19 protein-coding genes are annotated in these 16,770 nt (G+C 72.0%); 14 read left to right on the top strand and 5 right to left on the bottom strand.

From position 1 onward, the window contains the following. Nucleotides 1–3 precede the first annotated feature (3 nt). Nucleotides 4–303 carry an HU family DNA-binding protein gene (locus tag LCN96_RS47650; RefSeq protein WP_225269002.1) on the top strand — a complete coding sequence of 100 codons (300 nt, stop codon included), beginning with the start codon at nucleotides 4–6 and terminating at the stop codon, nucleotides 301–303. 90 nt (nucleotides 304–393) lie between these two features. Here the strand turns inward: LCN96_RS47650 and LCN96_RS47645 are convergent, their stop codons facing one another. After that, the gene (locus tag LCN96_RS47645) at nucleotides 394–612 is read right to left on the bottom strand and encodes a hypothetical protein (protein WP_225269001.1); all 219 of its coding nucleotides are present in this window, start codon (nucleotides 610–612) and stop codon (nucleotides 394–396) included. A 52-nt stretch (nucleotides 613–664) separates the two neighbouring features. Here LCN96_RS47645 and LCN96_RS47640 point away from each other — a divergent pair, with 52 nt between their 5' ends. After that, complete coding sequence (locus tag LCN96_RS47640) at nucleotides 665–1,876, top strand: MFS transporter (RefSeq protein ID WP_225269000.1); 1,212 nt, start codon at nucleotides 665–667, stop codon at nucleotides 1,874–1,876. A gap of 14 nt (nucleotides 1,877–1,890) precedes the next feature. On the opposite strand, the gene cofC is transcribed toward LCN96_RS47640, so the two are convergent. Further along, nucleotides 1,891–2,556, bottom strand: coding sequence for a 2-phospho-L-lactate guanylyltransferase (gene cofC, locus LCN96_RS47635; RefSeq protein ID WP_225268999.1), 666 nt, complete (start codon nucleotides 2,554–2,556; stop codon nucleotides 1,891–1,893). Between the two features lie 79 nt (nucleotides 2,557–2,635). Between cofC and LCN96_RS47630 the strand changes: the two genes are divergently transcribed. From LCN96_RS47630 to LCN96_RS47620, 3 genes are all read left to right on the top strand, one after another. Further along, on the top strand, nucleotides 2,636–3,346 hold the full coding sequence (locus tag LCN96_RS47630) for a lysophospholipid acyltransferase family protein (RefSeq protein WP_225268998.1): 711 nt from the start codon (nucleotides 2,636–2,638) through the stop codon (nucleotides 3,344–3,346). Between the two features lie 4 nt (nucleotides 3,347–3,350). Continuing rightward, nucleotides 3,351–4,361, top strand: coding sequence for an NAD(P)H-dependent glycerol-3-phosphate dehydrogenase (locus tag LCN96_RS47625; protein ID WP_225268997.1), 1,011 nt, complete (start codon nucleotides 3,351–3,353; stop codon nucleotides 4,359–4,361). Between the two features lie 64 nt (nucleotides 4,362–4,425). Next, nucleotides 4,426–5,520: a D-alanine--D-alanine ligase family protein gene (locus tag LCN96_RS47620; protein WP_225268996.1), complete on the top strand. Its 1,095-nt coding sequence runs from the start codon at nucleotides 4,426–4,428 to the stop codon at nucleotides 5,518–5,520. A gap of 16 nt (nucleotides 5,521–5,536) precedes the next feature. On the opposite strand, the gene LCN96_RS47615 is transcribed toward LCN96_RS47620, so the two are convergent. Beyond that, nucleotides 5,537–5,968 carry a DUF3515 family protein gene (locus LCN96_RS47615; protein ID WP_225268995.1) on the bottom strand — a complete coding sequence of 144 codons (432 nt, stop codon included), beginning with the start codon at nucleotides 5,966–5,968 and terminating at the stop codon, nucleotides 5,537–5,539. Nucleotides 5,969–5,978: 10 nt separating this feature from the next. Continuing rightward, a complete protein-coding gene (locus LCN96_RS47610; RefSeq protein WP_225268994.1) occupies nucleotides 5,979–6,212 on the bottom strand; it encodes an Lrp/AsnC family transcriptional regulator in 234 nt (77 codons plus the stop codon). 68 nt (nucleotides 6,213–6,280) lie between these two features. On the opposite strand from LCN96_RS47610, the gene LCN96_RS47605 reads away from it, so the two are divergent. Further along, a complete protein-coding gene (locus LCN96_RS47605; RefSeq protein ID WP_311132644.1) occupies nucleotides 6,281–7,228 on the top strand; it encodes a thiamine-phosphate kinase in 948 nt (315 codons plus the stop codon). Nucleotides 7,229–7,494: 266 nt separating this feature from the next. Next, nucleotides 7,495–9,204 (top strand): hypothetical protein, encoded by a 1,710-nt coding sequence (locus LCN96_RS47600; RefSeq protein ID WP_225268993.1) that lies wholly within the window; start codon nucleotides 7,495–7,497, stop codon nucleotides 9,202–9,204. Between the two features lie 219 nt (nucleotides 9,205–9,423). Here the strand turns inward: LCN96_RS47600 and rpmB are convergent, their stop codons facing one another. Then, the gene (gene rpmB, locus LCN96_RS47595) at nucleotides 9,424–9,609 is read right to left on the bottom strand and encodes a 50S ribosomal protein L28 (protein ID WP_043618345.1); all 186 of its coding nucleotides are present in this window, start codon (nucleotides 9,607–9,609) and stop codon (nucleotides 9,424–9,426) included. 199 nt (nucleotides 9,610–9,808) lie between these two features. Here rpmB and LCN96_RS47590 point away from each other — a divergent pair, with 199 nt between their 5' ends. From LCN96_RS47590 to rnc, 7 genes are all read left to right on the top strand, one after another. Next, complete coding sequence (locus LCN96_RS47590) at nucleotides 9,809–11,353, top strand: DAK2 domain-containing protein (protein WP_225268992.1); 1,545 nt, start codon at nucleotides 9,809–9,811, stop codon at nucleotides 11,351–11,353. 46 nt (nucleotides 11,354–11,399) lie between these two features. Next, nucleotides 11,400–13,577, top strand: a complete 2,178-nt coding sequence (recG, locus tag LCN96_RS47585; RefSeq protein ID WP_225268991.1) for an ATP-dependent DNA helicase RecG — start codon at nucleotides 11,400–11,402, stop codon at nucleotides 13,575–13,577. Between the two features lie 336 nt (nucleotides 13,578–13,913). Then, nucleotides 13,914–14,480, top strand: a complete 567-nt coding sequence (rsmD, locus tag LCN96_RS47580) for a 16S rRNA (guanine(966)-N(2))-methyltransferase RsmD (RefSeq protein WP_225268990.1) — start codon at nucleotides 13,914–13,916, stop codon at nucleotides 14,478–14,480. A gap of 14 nt (nucleotides 14,481–14,494) precedes the next feature. Next, nucleotides 14,495–14,971 carry a pantetheine-phosphate adenylyltransferase gene (coaD, locus tag LCN96_RS47575; protein ID WP_225268989.1) on the top strand — a complete coding sequence of 159 codons (477 nt, stop codon included), beginning with the start codon at nucleotides 14,495–14,497 and terminating at the stop codon, nucleotides 14,969–14,971. A 54-nt stretch (nucleotides 14,972–15,025) separates the two neighbouring features. Continuing rightward, nucleotides 15,026–15,595 (top strand): YceD family protein, encoded by a 570-nt coding sequence (locus LCN96_RS47570; protein WP_311132102.1) that lies wholly within the window; start codon nucleotides 15,026–15,028, stop codon nucleotides 15,593–15,595. 1 nt (nucleotide 15,596) lies between these two features. After that, nucleotides 15,597–15,776 carry a 50S ribosomal protein L32 gene (gene rpmF, locus LCN96_RS47565; protein ID WP_033409409.1) on the top strand — a complete coding sequence of 60 codons (180 nt, stop codon included), beginning with the start codon at nucleotides 15,597–15,599 and terminating at the stop codon, nucleotides 15,774–15,776. A gap of 216 nt (nucleotides 15,777–15,992) precedes the next feature. Then, nucleotides 15,993–16,712 carry a ribonuclease III gene (gene rnc, locus LCN96_RS47560; RefSeq protein WP_225276217.1) on the top strand — a complete coding sequence of 240 codons (720 nt, stop codon included), beginning with the start codon at nucleotides 15,993–15,995 and terminating at the stop codon, nucleotides 16,710–16,712. Nucleotides 16,713–16,770: the final 58 nt, after the last annotated feature.

The raw sequence follows: 16,770 nt of genomic DNA, 5'->3' as shown, positions 1-16,770 counted from the left end.
TTCATGAACAAGCGAGAACTCGTCGAGGCCATCGCTGATCGGGTGGGCGACAGGAAGACGGCCACGGAGGCCGTCAACGCGGTCATCGACGCCATCCAGAAAGCCGTGGCCAGCGGCGACAAGGTCTCGATCACGGGCTTCGGCGCGTTCGAGATGGTGAACAAGCCCGCTCGTACGGCGCGTAATCCGTCGACCGGCGCGGAAATCAACGTCGCGGAGAGCTGGGCGCCGAAGTTCCGTCCCGGGTCCGATTTCAAAGACCTCGTGAACGAGGGCGGCAAGAAGATCGGCAAAAGGAAGTAAATCGGCTGACGGCTGACCAGCACGCCCGGGCTCCGGCCCGGGCGTGACGTTTGTCACGGCTTCCGGAAAACCGTCACGCGCGTGCCGGAGTCACGCGCCGGAAAATGTGTCGGGAACGGGAAACGTGGACAGCGTGACGTAGCCGATCCGCCCGCCCGACATCCCGAGGTTGACCCGCTGCCCCGTGCGCAGCAGCAACAGCGGCCCCGCGTCGAAGGCGTCGGCGCCGAACTCCAGCACGGCCCCGTCGTCGAGGAACACCGTGCCCGAGCGCGTGGTCTCGTCGAAACTCCGTACGGTCGCCTGCACCCGTCCAGCGTAATCGGTTGCCCGCGAGCGGACGAGCACGCACGATCACGGCATGGGTCCTCGGGGGAACTTCGGGCGCCTGCTGTGGTCGAACGGCATCTCCGGCTTCGGCACCCAGATCACGATCGTCGCCCTTCCGCTGACCGCCGTGGCCACGCTGCACGCGAGCCCGTTCCAGCTCGGCCTGCTGTCAGCCGTGCAGACGGCCGCGTTCCTGCTGATCGGCCTGCCCGCCGGAGTGTGGGTGGACCGGCTGCGCCGCCGCCCGATCCTCGTCCGGGCCGACCTGGTCAGGGGCGTGGCGCTGCTCACCGTGCCCGCCGCCGCCTGGCTGGGCGTGCTCACGCTGCCGCACCTGTACGCGGTCGCGTTCGTGCTCGGCGTGGGCACCGTGTTCGCCGACGTGGCGCACATGAGCTTCGTGCCCGCGGTCGTCCCCGAGGAGCGGCTGGAGCGGGCCAACGGGCGGCTGGAGGTCACCCGGCAGGTGTCCGTGCTGGCGGGGCCCGGGGTGGGCGGGTGGCTGGTGAGCACGCTCACGGCGCCGGTCGCGCTGCTGGCCGACGCCGCCGGCTACCTCGTCTCCGCGCGGCTGCTGTCGGGGGTGCGGGTGGCGGAGCGGCCCCGCCCGCCGGAGGGGCGGCGGCTGTGGGCGGAGGTGCGCGCGGGGCTCGCGTTCGTGCTCGGGGAGCCGGTGCTGAGCAGGGTCGCGCTCGGCGGGGCGCTCACCCGGATCGCGCTGGGCATCTGCGCCGTCGGCTATCCGCTCTACCTCTTCGTCGGCCTGGAGGTGGGCGCCACCGTCTACGGGCTGCTGCTGTCGGCGTCGGCGGTCGGCGCGCTGGCAGGTGCGGCGGTGGTGGCCCGGGTGACGCTGCGCTACGGGGTCGGCACCACCCTGTACGGCTCCGCGGTGCTCGTCGTGGCCCTCCAGCTCCCCGCCGTGGCCACCGGGCCGGGGTGGCGGCTGCTGATCTTCCCGGTCAGCTCGGCCCTGGCGGCGGCGGCCGGGGTGGTGTTCAACGTGGCGCAGCTCAGCTACCGCCAGCGCATCACGCCCGAGCACCTCCTGGGGCGCGTCAACGCCAGCATGCGCTTCCTCATGTGGGGGACGACGCCGGTGGGCGGGCTGGCCGGTGGGCTGCTGGGGGAGTGGCTGGGCGGTTACGGGGTCTTCGCCGCCGGGGTGGCGTTGCTCGGGCTGTCGTACCTGGCGATCGTGACCGCCCCGTCGATCAGGCGGGCGGGCGCGGCGGCGAGGTGAGGCGCTCCCCGCGATCAGGCGGGCGGGCGCGCGGGCGGGGTGACGCCGGTGTCCGGCCACAGCTCCGCGACCACCGCCGCCGTGTGCCGCCCCAGCCCCAGCGCGACGGCCGCGCGCAGGTCGTCGGGCGTGTCCACGTCGCGCCTGACCGAGTCGATCCCGGGCACGCACAGCTCCTTGGCCCCACCGGCCAGGTGCTTGGCCCGCGACTCCCCGCCGAACCTGGGCGCGAACGGCTCGCCGGGCCGTACCCCGTAGAACGTCGTCCCGACGTCCAGCGCATCAGGCACGAACGACTGGTCGAACTCGGCCGCCGCCTCCAGCGCCACTGCCAGCTCGGCGGGACGCAGCGCGGGCAGGTCGGCCTGGAGGGCGCCCACCGCGTCGCCCGGCGCCACGCGCACGGCGTGCGCGGCGCCCGTGCGCAGCGCCGTGTTCAGCCCGCGGTCGGGGTCGGGCACCACGTCGGCGCCGAGCGCGGCGAGCGGCCCCGCGGCGGCGGGATCGGCGGTCACGACGATCACCCGCGCCACCGGCGGGCAGGACAGCGCCGCCGCCACGGTGTCGCTGGCCACGGCCACGGCCAGGCGGGTGCGGTGCGGGCCCGTCGCGGCCGCCAGCCGGGTCTTCGCCGCGACCAGCGTCTTCACCGGAATGACCAGGGACCAGCGGATGCTCATAGGCTTAAGCATCGCGCCTCGACATCCCGTGTGGCCAACCGGGAGACTTGGGCGCATCCCGTACGTGTTGGAGGAGAGCATGAGCCGCCCCACGCGACCATCGCGTTTCTGGGAGACCTTCGCCGTCGTGGTGGTCAAGCCACTGTCGCGGCTCCTGGTCAAGCGCGACTGGCGCAAGGGTGACCGTATCCCGAGGACCGGTGGTGTGATCATCGCGGCCAACCACCTGTCGTGGACCGACCCCGTGCTGCTGTCGCACTTCCTGTACAACAACGGCCGCTGGCCGGTGATCCTCGCCAAGTCGGCGCTGTTCAAGGTGCCGTTCCTGGGGCGGGCGGTGACCGCGCTGCTGGCGATCCCGGTCGAGCGGGGCAGCAGCGAGGCGGCCAGGTCGCTGCGCATCTCCGCCGAGCGGCTCGACGACGGGTGCGCGATCCTGTTCTACCCGGAGGGCACGTGCACCCGCGATCCCGACCTGTGGCCCATGGTGGGCAAGACGGGCGCGGCCCGGCTGGCGCTGGAGAGCGGGGCGCCGGTCATCCCGGTGGCCCACTGGGGGGCGCAGGAGCTGCTGCCGTACGGTGAGAAGAAGCCGAGGTTGTTCCCGCGCAAGACGTTCCGCGTGAGCGTGGGGCCGCCGGTGGACCTGTCCAAGTACACGGGCAAGCCGGCGCACGCCGACGTGCTGCGCGACGCGACGGCCGACATCATGGCGGCGATCACCGCGCAGCTCGCCGAGCTGCGCGGGGAGAATGCCCCGGCGACTCCCTACGACCCGGCTGGACGGTGACGCGATGACGAAGGTGGCCGTGTTCGGGGCGGGCTCGTGGGGCACCACGTTCGCGATGATCCTGGCGGAGGCCGGCGGCCGCACCACGCTGTGGGGCCGCAGGCAGGAGGTGGTCGACGCGATCAACCGCGACCACGCCAACGCCGACTACCTGCCCGGCGTGACGCTGCCCGCCGGCCTGCGGGCCACGACCGACCCGGCCGAGGCGCTCGACGGGGCCGAGTTCGTGGTGCTGGCCGTGCCGTCCCAGACGCTGCGCGCGAACCTGACGGGCTGGCGCGGCCTGATCCCCGACGGGGCGGTGCTGGTCAGCCTGATGAAGGGCATCGAGCTGGGCACCACCAAGCGGATGAGCGAGGTCATCCGCGAGGTGGCGGAGGTGCCGGAGGAGCGGGTGGCGGTCGTCTCGGGGCCGAACCTGGTGCCCGAGATCGCCGCGCGCCAGCCCGCCGCCACCGTGGTGGCCTGCACCGACCTGTCCGTGGCCGAGCGGCTGCAGGCGATCTGCCACCTGCCGCCGTGGTTCCGCCCGTACACCAACCCCGACGTGGTCGGGGTCGAGCTGGGCGGCGCGGTGAAGAACGTGATCGCCCTGGCCGTCGGCGTCTCGGCGGGCATGGGCATGGGCGACAACGTCAGCGCCATGCTCATCACCAGGGGCCTGGCCGAGATCTCCCGCCTGGGGGCGGCGCTCGGGGCCGACGCGCACACGTTCGCGGGCCTGGCCGGCATGGGCGACCTCGTGGCGACGTGCACCTCACCGCTGTCGCGTAACCGCACGTTCGGCGAGAACCTGGGCCGCGGCATGACGCTGGCCGAGGTCGTGGCGGCCACCAAGCAGACCGCGGAGGGCGTGAAGTCCTGCGAGTCCGTGCTGGAGCTCGCCAGGAAGCACGACGTGGAGATGCCGATCACCGAGGTGGTCGTCGGGGTCGTGCACGACGGCATGTCGCCGTCGGAGGCGGGCATGCTGCTCATGTCCCGATCGCCGAAACCCGAGCGCTACGGAGTGTGAGAAAGACCTGATTACGGCGTGCTCAGCTCGCTGTTACAGGGACACCCCGGTAGATTCGGACACCATGAGCAAGCCACGCGTCGCCGTCGTATTCGGAGGCCGCAATTCCGAGCACGCCGTGTCCCTCATGGGCGCGGGCAGCGTGCTGAATGCGATAGACAGGAGCAAGTACGAGGTGATCCCGATCGGGATCGCCCAGGACGGCAGGTGGGTGCTGGCCGCTTCCGACCAGCGGTTCGCCATCGAGGCCGGCGAGCTGCCGGCCGTCGACACCACGGGCGCGGCACTGGCGCTGCCCTCGGGCTCCGGCTCGCTGGTGGCCTACGACCCCGGCAGCATCCCCGTCGAGCTCGGCTCGGTGGACGTGGTGTTCCCGGTCATGCACGGGCCCTTCGCGGAGGACGGCACGATCCAGGGGCTGCTGGAGATGGCGGGGGTCCGCTACGTCGGCTCCGGCGTCCTGGCCAGCGCCGTCGGCATGGACAAGGCGTACATGAAGACCGTGATCACCGCGGCGGGGCTGCCGACCGGCCCCTACGTGGTCATCCGCGACCGCGACTGGCGGCTCAACCGAGAGCAGGTGCTCAAGGAGACCGAGGAGCTCGGCTACCCGGTCTTCGTCAAGCCGGCCAGGGCCGGCTCCTCGCAGGGCATCTCCAAGGCCGGCGACAGGGCCGAGCTGGAGGCCGCGGTGGAGTTCGCCCGGCAGCACGACCCCAAGGTGCTGGTCGAGGCCGCGATCCCCGGCCGTGAGATCGAGTGCGCGGTGCTGCAGTCGCTCGGTGACGAGCCGGCCGCCGCGTCGATGCCGGGAGAGGTGAAGGTCGAGGGCGGGCAGGAGTTCTTCGACTTCGAGGCGAAGTACTACCCCGACCAGATGTCGCTGACAGTGCCCGCCGACATCCCGCAGGAGACGGCCGAGGAGCTGCGCGGGATGGCCGTGCGCGCGTTCGAGGCGCTGGAGTGCGAGGGCCTGGCCCGGGTCGACTTCTTCTACACGCCCGACGGCAAGCTGGTCTTCAACGAGATCAACACCATGCCGGGGTTCACGTCGCTGTCGGTGGCGCCGCAGCTCTGGGCGGCCTCGGGCCTGTCCTACCCGGCGCTGGTGGACCGGCTCATCCAGCTCGCGCTGTCGCGCTCGCCCGGCTTGCGGTGAGACCTCGTCCGAGGCTTCACCCGTTCGGCGGTGCGATCCGGGCGATCGGCTTCGACAGGTCCGACAGCACCTCGGCGGCCACGTGCTCGCCGCCGACCGTGACCTCCACGTAGGCGAGGTCGGTCACGGCCGTGAACAGCGCCGGCTTGTCGGGATCGGCGAACCACCCGACGCCGCCGATCTCCTGCAGCGTGTCGGTGGGCGCCATCCTGGCCGGCCTCGGCACGCCGCAGCGCAGCGCGACGGCCCCCGAGCCCCAGACGGCCACGTACGGCGACTCGGGCGTGGACGTGCCGCGCTCGTCGCCGTCGAGGGTCCGCGGCAGCAGGGTGGCCAGCTTGTCGCAGGCCGCGACCGCCTCGCCCTGCGGGACGGGCGGCTCGACCTGTACGGTGCCGCCGCAACCGGCGAGTGCCAGGAGAACGAGCAGGACGGCGGCGGCACGCATGCGGCTACTTTCAGATGTGGACGATCGGACACGTAAGGGTACGCGTGATCCCGGCCACTGCCTGGATCTGCGCGACGACGAGCTTGCCCAGCTCATCGACGTTTCTCGCCTCCGCACGAACGATCACGTCGTAGGGCCCCGTCACGTCCTCCGCTTGGGTGACCCCCGGAATCCCGGAGATCTCGCGGGCCACGGCGGCGGCCTTGCCGACCTCGGTCTGGATAAGGATGTAGGCCTGCACCATCACGTCCTCCCGGGCGATTGGATCACGCCGAACGCCCACCGTACCCTGTGTGCGTCAGGAGGTGCGTCATCACAGTCGGAGATCTCGGCGAATTCGGTGTGGTAAATCGTATTACCGCTCGTCTGCCCCAAGGTGCGGCGGTAATGCTCGGTCCGGGTGACGACGCCGCCATCGTCGGCGCGCCCGACGGTCGCGTGGTCGTCTCGACCGACCTGCTGCTCGAAGGCAGGCACTTCAGGCGCGACTGGTCCACCGGTTACGACGTGGGCCGCAAGGCCGCCGCCCAGAACCTCGCCGACGTGGCCGCCATGGGCGCGACGCCGACCTCGCTCGTGGTCGGCCTCGGCCTGCCCGCCGACCTGCCGGTGAGCTGGCTCGACGCGCTGACCGACGGCTTCGCCGAGGAGTGCGCGCTGGTCGGCGCCTCCGTGGCAGGGGGCGACGTGACCCGCTGCGACCTGGTCGTCATCGGCGTCACCGCGCTGGGCGACCTGGGCGGCAGAGCCGCCGTGCTGCGCTCGGGGGCGCGGCCGGGGCACGTGGTGGCGGTGGCGGGGCGGCTCGGGTACGCCGCCGCCGGATGGGCGCTGCTGGAGGCCGGGGTGCCCGTGGGGTCAGGGGTGCTCGCGGAGGCGGTGGCCGGTCACCGCCGGCCGTGCCCGCCGTACGCGATGGGGCCGCTGGCGGCCGAGCTGGGGGCCAGCGCGATGCTGGACGTCAGCGACGGCCTGCTGCAGGACCTCGGGCACATCGCCCAGGCCAGTGGCGTACGGGTGGAGCTGGATCCCGAGGCGTTCCCCATGGGCGAGCCGGTGGTGGCGGCGGCCAAGGAACTGGGGGCCGATCCGCTGGAGTGGGTGCTCGCGGGTGGCGAGGATCACGCCCTGGCCGCGGTGTTCCCGGCGGAGGTGCGGCTGCCGGACGGGTGGCACGTGGTAGGCCGGGTGACCGAGGGGGAGGGCGTGCTGGTCCACGGCCGGGACATCGCCGCTCGCGGCTGGGATCACTTTGGGTGATGCTCTGTCCCGATTTACGTGAAAATCTCCGTATTTGGGGTACGACTAGTGGGATTGCTGTGACAACGGCGTAGTAAAGGTGTTATGAAGATTGGCGGCCACTGTAACCGGAAGAAAGGGCAGCCATGGGCCGCCACGGCACAGGTGGATCCGACGACGGGGATGAACGGGGGAACAGCGCTTTTTGGGGTCCTGACGAGCAGGCCGAGCCTCCGGGCTGGCCGTCGCTGCCGGACCGACCGGAGGTAACGGGGCAGTGGGCCCCCATGCCGCGGCGTAGCGACACGCCGCCGCCGCGTGGGCAGCAGCCCGAGCCGTTCGAGACCACCGGCGCCTTCGCGCTGCCCAACGACCTCGCCGGCGGTTTCCCTTCTGCCAACGACCCTGCGGGTGCCTTCCCGCCGCACAGAGGGCCCAGGGAGGACGAGGCAGGCCCGTTCGAGACGACCGGTGCCTTCGCCCGGCCGCCCGAGTGGGACCAGCCCGGCCACCCGTCCGGAGACCTCCCCGCCGCGCAGGGCGGCTCCGGGGCGCCGGCCGCCAACCCCTTCGACCGGCCGGGGCCGTTCGACGCCGCCGCCGAGCGCACCAGCTTCTTCGACATTCCGGCCGAGCGCACGGCGTTCTTCGACGGCCCGGCCGACCCCATGGGCGCGCCTGACGGTGCACCGGGCCGCATGGGGCCTGACGGCGCGCCTGGTCACATGGGCGGGCCTGACGGCACGCCCGGGTGGATGGGCGGGCCTCATGGAGGGCCAGGCCGGCCAGGGCCGTTCGACGGTCCCGGTGGCGGGCCGGGGAACGGTCCCGATCCGTTCGGCGGGCCCGGTCCGTTCGGCGGTCCCGGTCCGTTCGGTGAGGACCCCGACGGGCGCGGGTCGTTCGACGACCCCGAGCGTACGGCCAGGTTCGACTCGCCCTCGGGCCCCAACGCAGTCTACGGCGCCCCGCCCGAGCCCGGCGACGTCAAGGTGGCCGGCGAGCCGACGGCCGCGCTGGCCCCGGCCTGGGCGAACGCCGAGACGGGCTTCCTCGGCTCAGGCTGGTCCAACGACGGCGACGAGCCGGCCGACGAGCCCCGTGGCCGCCGTGGCCGCCGCAAGTCAGGACGCGGCGGCGGTGGCGACGACGTGCTGGCCGCCCCCGCCGGAGCAGGCAAGGGCAGGGTCGCCCTGCTGTCGGTGGCCGCCGTGGCCGTCGTGCTCGGTGGCACCGTGGCGGGCGTCAAGTTCATGAGCTCGGGCGACCCGGCCAAGTGCGAGGGCACGACCTGCGCGGCCGTACAGGCCACCAGCAGCCAGCCCGGCCCGGCCGTCTCCGACCCCGCCGAGGAGGATTCCGAGGCGCCGGTCGAGGACGAGCCCGCGGAGGAGGCCGCCGAGGACGGCGAGCCCGCCGAGACCCCGACGCCGACCGCCTCCTCCAACGTACGCACGCCGCCCCGCGCGACCAGCGCCTCCCCGACGCCCACGCCGAGCAAGAGCAAGACGAAGAAGCCGGCGGAGCCCGAGGACGAGGAGACGGAGGATCCGCCGGTCGAGGAGAGCGTGTCGGAGACCCCGACCGAGGAGGCCTCGACGCTGGACGACTCCAGCACCGACTCCGGCGCCGGCTCGCCCGGCGGCAGCACCCCCGAGCCCACCTCCTCGAGCACCTTCGGCTCCTCGGGCGGCAGCGCGGGCTCGGTCAACGTGCAGCAGACGATCAAGCAGCGCATCGCCACCTACTCGGCGAATCTGACGCTGTCGAACACCTCCGCCCAGCCGCTCCAGAACCCCACCGTCTCCGTCCCCGTGGACGGGCGCGTCACGGGAGTGGACGGCGCCGAATGGACCCAGGACGGCGACCTGCTGATCCTGGACCTGACGGCGTCGATCGCCGCGGGGGCCTCGGTCGAGGTCACGTTCACGGCCACGGGCCGGGGCTCGCAGGCGCAGAACTGCGGCCTGGTCGAGGGGGAGTGCGTCGTCAGCTGAGCTGAGCTGAGCTGAACGACGCCTGTCGCCGTCGTGGGGGTGCCGGTCGCGCCCCCACGTCCTGAAGCCTGCCCGCGCGCGGTCGCCTGCGCCCAGGGCCGGTCGCCCATGCGCACGAGCTGAAGCGCGCGCGCCCGCCCGCCCGCACCGGCGGACGTCTCAAGGCATGACGAAGGCCCGCCCCTCATCAGGAGGAGCGGGCCTTCGCACAAGTGTGAACTAGCGGGTGACCTTGCCCGCCTTGATGCACGACGTGCACACGTTCAGCTTCTTCGGCGTGCCGCCGACGACCGCGCGGACCGTCTGGATGTTGGGGTTCCAACGACGGCGGGTACGGCGGTGCGAGTGGGACACGTTGTTGCCGAAGGTCGGCCCCTTGCGGCAGACATCGCAGACGGAAGCCACGGTATCGCTCCTTAAAACAGTCGATGTAGCCCTGTCCGCTGATGCTTTCCGGGCGGAGGGCATGCCGGGACAACCGGCCAGCCAGACGAGAATATCTGATCCACGCCGATGGGCGCGAACCAGAGCATCTGGATCAGGTCCAGGGCGGCGATATTCTCCTCGGACAACGGTAGCGCATCCTGGCAGGGTGGGAGGTCGTATGCAGGTCCTCGACCCGCCCGCCGTGCGGCGCTGGGCCCGCCTGGCGGCCGACGCGCTCGGCCAGGCCAGGACGGAGATCGACGCGCTCAACGTGTTCCCCGTGGCCGACGGCGACACCGGCACGAACCTGCACCTGACCATGCTGTCCGCCGCCGAGGCCGTCGAGTCGCTGCCCGACGACGTGGACGCGGCCGTGGTGTGGCAGACGCTCTCGTACGGGGCGCTGGTGGGGGCGCGCGGCAACTCGGGGGTGATCGTCAGCCAGGCGCTGCGCGGCCTCGCCGACGTGCTGAAGGACGGCGCCGACCTGCGGGCGGGGCTGCTCAGGGCGGCCGTGCTGGCCAGGGAGGCCGTGGCCAGGCCGGTCGAGGGCACGGTGCTGAGCGTGCTGGAGTCGGCGGCGCGGGCCGTACAGGAGCTGGAGGGTGATCTTTACGAGGTGGCCAGGCAGGCGGCGGGGGAGGCGCGTGCGGCGCTGCGCCGCACGCCCGACCAGCTCGACGTGCTGGCCCGCAGCGGCGTCGTGGACGCGGGCGGCGCCGGGGCGGCCATCGTGCTGGAGACGCTCGCCGAGGTGATCTGCGGCGCCTCGGCCGGCCACTACGACGTGCCCGCGCCCACCGCCAGGGTCACGCCGATGACGGAGGTGGGTGCGGGGTACGAGGTGATGTACCTCCTGGAGGCCGACGACGGGGCGGTGGCGGGGCTGCGCGAGGAGCTCGACGGCATGGGCGACTCGCTGGTCGTGATCGGCGGCGATGGGCTGTGGAACGTCCACGTGCACGTCCCGGAGGCCGGGCCGGCCGTCGAGGCGGGGATCCGCGCGGGCAGGCCGCACCGGATCCGGATCACGTACCTGGCCGAGCGCGTGCACCGTGGCAGCGCGGGGCGCGGCGTCGTGGCGGTCGCGGCGGGCGACGGGATCGCGGCGCTGTTCGAGGAGTGCGGTGCGGTGGTGGTGCGGCGCGAGCCGGGCACCCGGCCCGCGCTCCCCGCGATGCTGGCCGCGATCAGGGAGGCGGGCAGCGAGGTCGCCGTCCTGCCGAACGACGACGGCGTGCGCTCCGTCGCCGCGGCGGCGGCCGAGATCGCCCGCGAGGACGGCGTGACGGTCAGCGTGCTGCCCACGAAGGCCACCGTGCAGGGGCTGGCGGCGCTGGCCGTGCACGACCCGCTGCGCCGCTTCGACGACGACGTGGTGGCGATGACGGACGCGGCGGGGCACACCCGCTACGGGCACGTCACGGTGGCCGACAGGGAGGCGTTCACGAGCGCCGGGGTGTGCCGTCCCGGCGACGTGCTGGGCATGATCGACGGGGACGTGGCGGTGATCGGCGGCTCGGTCGACGGCGTGGCCGTCGTCGTCGTGGACCGGATGCTGGCGGGCGGCGGCGAGCTGGTGACGCTGGTGACGGGCGCGCAGGCGCCGGAAGGCCTGGCGTCCGGGCTGGAGGAGCACCTGCGGCGTACGCGGCCGGACGTGGACCTGGTGGTGTACGACGGCGAGCAGGGCGGCTACCCGCTCCTCATCGGCGTGGAATGACCGGAGCGGGGATTCCTGTCGGCCCCAGGCGGTAGAACTTATTGCCGTGAGCCGTTTCGACGAGCCTCTGACGAAGGCGCTCGACCCGAAGACCGCCAAGCTGCTGCACAGCGTGCTCGGCCTGGAGACGGTCGGCGACCTGCTGCGCCACTACCCGCGGCGCTACGCCGAGCGCGGCGAGCTGACCTCGCTCGACGCGCTGGAGGTCGACGAGCACGTCACCGTGGTCGGCGAGGTGACCAGGCTCATGCGCAAGCCCATGCGCAACCGCGGCGGCACCTGGCTGGAGGTCGAGGTCGTCGACGGGAGCGGCAGCCGGATCTACCTGTCGTTCTTCGGCAAGGGCTCCCACGTGGCCGAGTCGCGGCTCAAGCCGGGGAGGCGCGGCATGTTCGCCGGCAAGGTGGGGCTGTTCGGCACCCGGACGAATCCGCGCTGGCAGCTCACGCACCCCGAGTTCGAGCTGTTCGAGGAGAGCGAGGCGAGCGCGGAGGAGTTCGCGTCGGCACCGGTGCCGATCTACCCGGCGGGCAAGGACCTGACGCCGTGGGCGATCAGGCGCGCGATCGGCATGGTGCTCGACACGCTCGGCCCGCTCGACGACCCGCTGCCCGCGAGCCTGCGAGGCCGGCACCGGCTGCAGGACCTCTCGGAGGCGCTGGTGGCCATCCACCGGCCGAAGGACTTCGCGGAGGTGGGGCGGGCGCGCGACAGGCTGAAGTTCGACGAGGCGTTCGTGCTGCAGGCCGTGCTGCTGCAGCGCCGCCAGGCCGCCACCGCCTGGCCCGCCAAGCCGAGGCCGCGGCGGGCCGACGGGATGCTGGCCGACTTCGACACGCGGCTGCCGTTCTCGCTGACCGAGGGGCAGGCCCAGGTCGGCGAGGAGATCGCCGCGGACCTGGCGCGCGAGCACCCCATGCACCGGCTGCTGCAGGGCGAGGTCGGCGCGGGCAAGACGGTCGTGGCGCTGCGCGCGATGCTCCAGGTCGTCGACGCCGGCGGCCAGGCGGCCCTGCTGGCCCCCACGGAGGTGCTGGCCCAGCAGCACCACCGCTCGATCACGAACATGCTGGGCGACCTGGCGCAGGGCGGCATGTTCGGCGGCACGGCGGTCACGCTGCTGACCGGCTCGATGGGCGCCGCCGCCCGCCGCTCGGCCCTGCTCGACGCGGCCTCCGGCACGGCGGGCATCGTCGTCGGCACGCACGCGCTGCTGCAGGAGCACGTGCAGTTCGCCGACCTGGGGCTGGTCGTGGTGGACGAGCAGCACCGGTTCGGGGTGGAGCAGCGTGACGCGCTGCGCGAGAAGGCGGGGGGCGGGCGGCCGCACGTGCTGGTCATGACGGCCACCCCGATCCCGCGCACGGTCGCCATGACCGTCTTCGGCGACCTGGAGGTCTCCACGCTCTCCCAGCTCCCCTCCGGCCGCGCCCCGATCACCACGCACGTGGTGCCCGCCGCCGAGAAGCCCCACTACCTGGAGCGCACCTGGCAGCGGGTCAGGGAGGAGGTGGCGCTGGGGCGGCAGGCGTACATCGTGTGCCCCCGCATCGGCGACCTGGAGGGCGACGAGGGCGACCTGGCGGGCGCGGCCTCCGACGACGAGCGCCGGCCGCCGCTGGCCGTCCTCGACGTGGCCGACCTGCTCACCCAGGGGCCCTTCCACGACCTGCGCGTCGGCACCCTGCACGGCAAGCTCCCGCCGGAGGAGAAAGACGCGATCATGCGCGCGTTCACCCGGGGCGAGCTCGACGTCCTGGTCGCCACGACCGTCATCGAGGTCGGCGTGGACGTGCCCAACTCCTCCGTGATGATCATCATGGACGCCGACCGCTTCGGCGTCTCCCAGCTCCACCAGCTTCGCGGCCGGGTGGGCCGGGGCGGCCTGCCCGGCCTGTGCCTGCTGGTCTCCGACTTCCCCGAGGGCACCCCCGCCCGCGCCCGCCTGGACGCGGTGGCGGCCACCCTCGACGGCTTCGAGCTGTCGCGGGTGGACCTGGAGCAGCGGCGGGAGGGCGACGTGCTGGGGGCCGCGCAGTCGGGCAAGCGGTCGTCGCTGAAGCTGCTGCAACTGCTGCGCGACGAGGACGTGATCGCCACGGCCAGGGACGAGGCGGCGGCGCTGCTGGAGTCGGATCCGGAGCTGACGCGGCACGAGGGGCTGCGGGCGGAGATCGACAGGCTGCTGGCCGACGAGCGGGCGGAGTACCTGGAGAAGACCTGAGGTTCCGCACAAGCCAGCCGCGCGGAGCACCTGGAGATGACCTGAGGTCCCGCGCGAGCCCGGCCGCGCGGAGTGCCTGACTCCGTACGAACCCAGCCGCGGGGACGGCCTCCCCCCGAATGCCGTCCCCGGCTGGGCCCACCCTCGGGTCAGGTGCCGAGGGAACCGGCGTGCGGAAGGGCTCACGATCACGCCGGTCGGCCTCCACGTGGGTCACCTTGAAGGCCGCAGTCATCATCTTGGGGGCCGGGCGCCCGGATGCCAATCACCCTTGCGCAGTCGAGGCAGACACTTGTCCACTCTTGACCTGCGCGAACATGCGGAACAATGGGTCACATGACGCGGATCATCGCAGGCGTGGCAGGTGGACGGCGGTTGGCCGTGCCGCCGGGGCGTGGCACGAGGCCGACCAGCGACAGGGCGCGAGAAGGGATCCTCTTGACGCTCGACTCGCTGTACGGGCTGCGCGAGGCCCGCGTCCTCGACCTGTACGCGGGCTCCGGCGCGGTCGGCCTGGAGGCCCTGTCGCGCGGCGCGGCCGAGGCGGTGCTGGTCGAGTCCGACGCCAAGGCGGTCCGCACGATCAAGTCCAACGTCGCCTCGCTCGGCCTGCAGGGCGCCCGCGTGGTGGCCGACAAGGTGGAGCGGCTGCTGCGGCAGCCGCCGGAGTCGCCGTTCGAGATCGTCTTCGCCGACCCGCCCTACGCGGTGGCGGACGAGGAGGTCCAGACGGTGCTGGTGCTGCTGCGCGACAACGGCTGGCTGACGTCTGACGCTTTGGTGGCGTTCGAGAGGGAAAGCAGGGGAAAGCCCTTGATGTGGCCTGAGGGGTACGTTGAGGAGAGGGTCCGTCGTTATGGCGAAGCATCCGTTTGGTACGGTCGCGCCGCCGGGAACCCGTAGACCTGGGAGGCGTCTTGCGCCGCGTAGTCTGCCCGGGGTCGTTCGACCCCATCACCAATGGTCATCTCGACATCATCGGCCGCTCCGCGCGGCTGTACGACGAGGTGACCGTGGCAGTCCTCATCAACGTCGAGAAGAGCAGCCTGTTCACGGTTGACGAACGGATCGAGATCCTCCAGACCGTGACCAAGGAATTTCCGAACGTCAAGGTGCAGAAGTTCCACGGCCTCCTCGTGGACTTCTGCCGGCAGAACGACATCCCCGCCATCGTCAAGGGCATCAGGGTGGTCAGCGACTTCGACTACGAGCTGCAGATGGCGCAGCTCAACTACCGCCTGTCGGGAGTCGAGACGCTGTTCATGCCCACCAACCCCGAGTACTCGTTCCTGTCCTCCTCCCGGGTGAAGGAGATCGCCCGGTATGGTGGGGACGTCTCGGGTCTGGTGCCCGATCTGGTGCACAAGCTGCTCATCGAGCGGCTCAGGGGCTGACCGCGAGCTGCTATCCTTTCATTTCGGCCTTGTACGACGGCGATCGTTTTCGCCATGCCTAGCGAGAGCAGGATGACTCAGCACCTCGACCCCCGCTCCCCGTGGGTGATCTCCACTCATGACCTGGGTAAGCGGCCAGGGACGATGCGGCAGATGACCCTGACCCTGCCGGCACCGGCGGATCTCGGCGTCGACATGATCGGTGTCCCCAAGGACGCCGAAGTCGAGCTGGATCTCCGGCTCGAAGCAGTGATGGAAGGCGTGCTCGTCTCGGGCACGGCGCAGGCCCCGCTCGCCGGGGAGTGCGCGCGGTGCCTCGACCCGGTCTCCTCGGAGATCGAGGTCGACCTGCAGGAGCTGTTCTTCTACTCCGACGAGGACGCCTCGGAGGAGGATTCGCTGCTCGACGGTGAGCTGTTCGACCTCGAGCCGACGTTCCGCGACGCGGTGGTGCTCGCACTGCCGTTGAGCCCCGTGTGCCGTGAGGATTGCGAGGGGCTCTGCACGGAGTGCGGGATCAAGCTGGCCGAGGCCGGCGACGATCACCGGCACGAGAAGATCGACGCCCGCTGGGCGTCGTTGCAAGGTCTGATTACCGACAAAGATAACGATCAGGAGAAGTGACGTGGCCGTCCCGAAGCGAAAGATGTCGCGGAGCAACACCCGCGCCCGTCGCTCCCAGTGGAAGACGACTGCTGTCGCCCTGGTGAGCTGCCCGCAGTGCCGTTCGCCCAAGCAGCCGCACATCGCGTGCCCCACCTGCGGCACCTACAACCGTCGTCAGGTCATCGAGCCGTCCGCCTGATCCAGCAGCAGTTGACGTGATGCCGACCGGGTGCCAAAGTGCCTCGGTCGGCGTTAACGTCTCAGATGCGTGCGGCGGCGGTTCGCCCGCGGCCGTGGTGGACGCCGGGGCTAACGTGTTACCCCGACGCCCACCACGTTTTCGGGCATCTTCCGCAGTCGGCGCGCCATAGGAAGATGTCCGAGGAGGAAGCACGTGGGCGCAGGTCCTAAGCCGGTGGCCGTCGAGGTCGCCAGAGACGAGCTGGAGCGGGTCCTGTCGGTCGGCCTGAACGCCGACATCCTGGAGCGCGCGCTGACGCATCGCTCCTACGCGTACGAGAACGGCGGCCTGCCCACCAACGAGCGCCTGGAGTTCCTCGGCGACTCGGTGCTGGGCCTGGTGGTCACCGACACCCTCTACCGAAACCACCCCGACCTGCCGGAAGGCCAGCTCGCGAAGCTGCGTGCCGCGGTGGTCAACATGCGGGCCCTGGCCGACGTGGCCAGAGGGCTCGGCCTCGGGCGGTTCCTGCGGCTCGGCAGGGGCGAGGAGGGCACCGGCGGGCGCGACAAGTCCTCCATCCTGGCCGACACCCTTGAGGCGCTGATCGGCGCGATCTACGTCGACAAGGGCCTCGACGAGGCGTTCCGGGTCGTCCACCTGCTGTTCGACCCGCTGATCGTGCGCTCGGCCTCGCTCGGCGCCGGGCTCGACTGGAAGACCTCGCTGCAGGAGCTGACCGCCTCCGAGGCGCTCGGCGTGCCCGAGTACCACGTCGAGGAGAGCGGCCCCGACCACGCCAAGTCGTTCACGGCCATGGTGCGTGTCGGCGGCGAGTCCTACGGCTCCGGCACCGGGCGCAGCAAGAAGGAGGCCGAGCAGCAGGCGGCCGAGGCGGCGTGGACCCGCATCAGGGCCCGCCGCGACCAGCGCGAGAGCCAGCCCGCGGGCTGAGCGCCCGGGGAAGGGCTGCGGGGCCGCCGGGCGTTGGCCACAGGGTGAGAGTTGTGTA

The organism is Nonomuraea gerenzanensis, assembly GCF_020215645.1.
Taxonomy (GTDB): domain Bacteria; phylum Actinomycetota; class Actinomycetes; order Streptosporangiales; family Streptosporangiaceae; genus Nonomuraea; species Nonomuraea gerenzanensis.
This window is presented reverse-complemented; position numbering and strand designations above follow the sequence as displayed.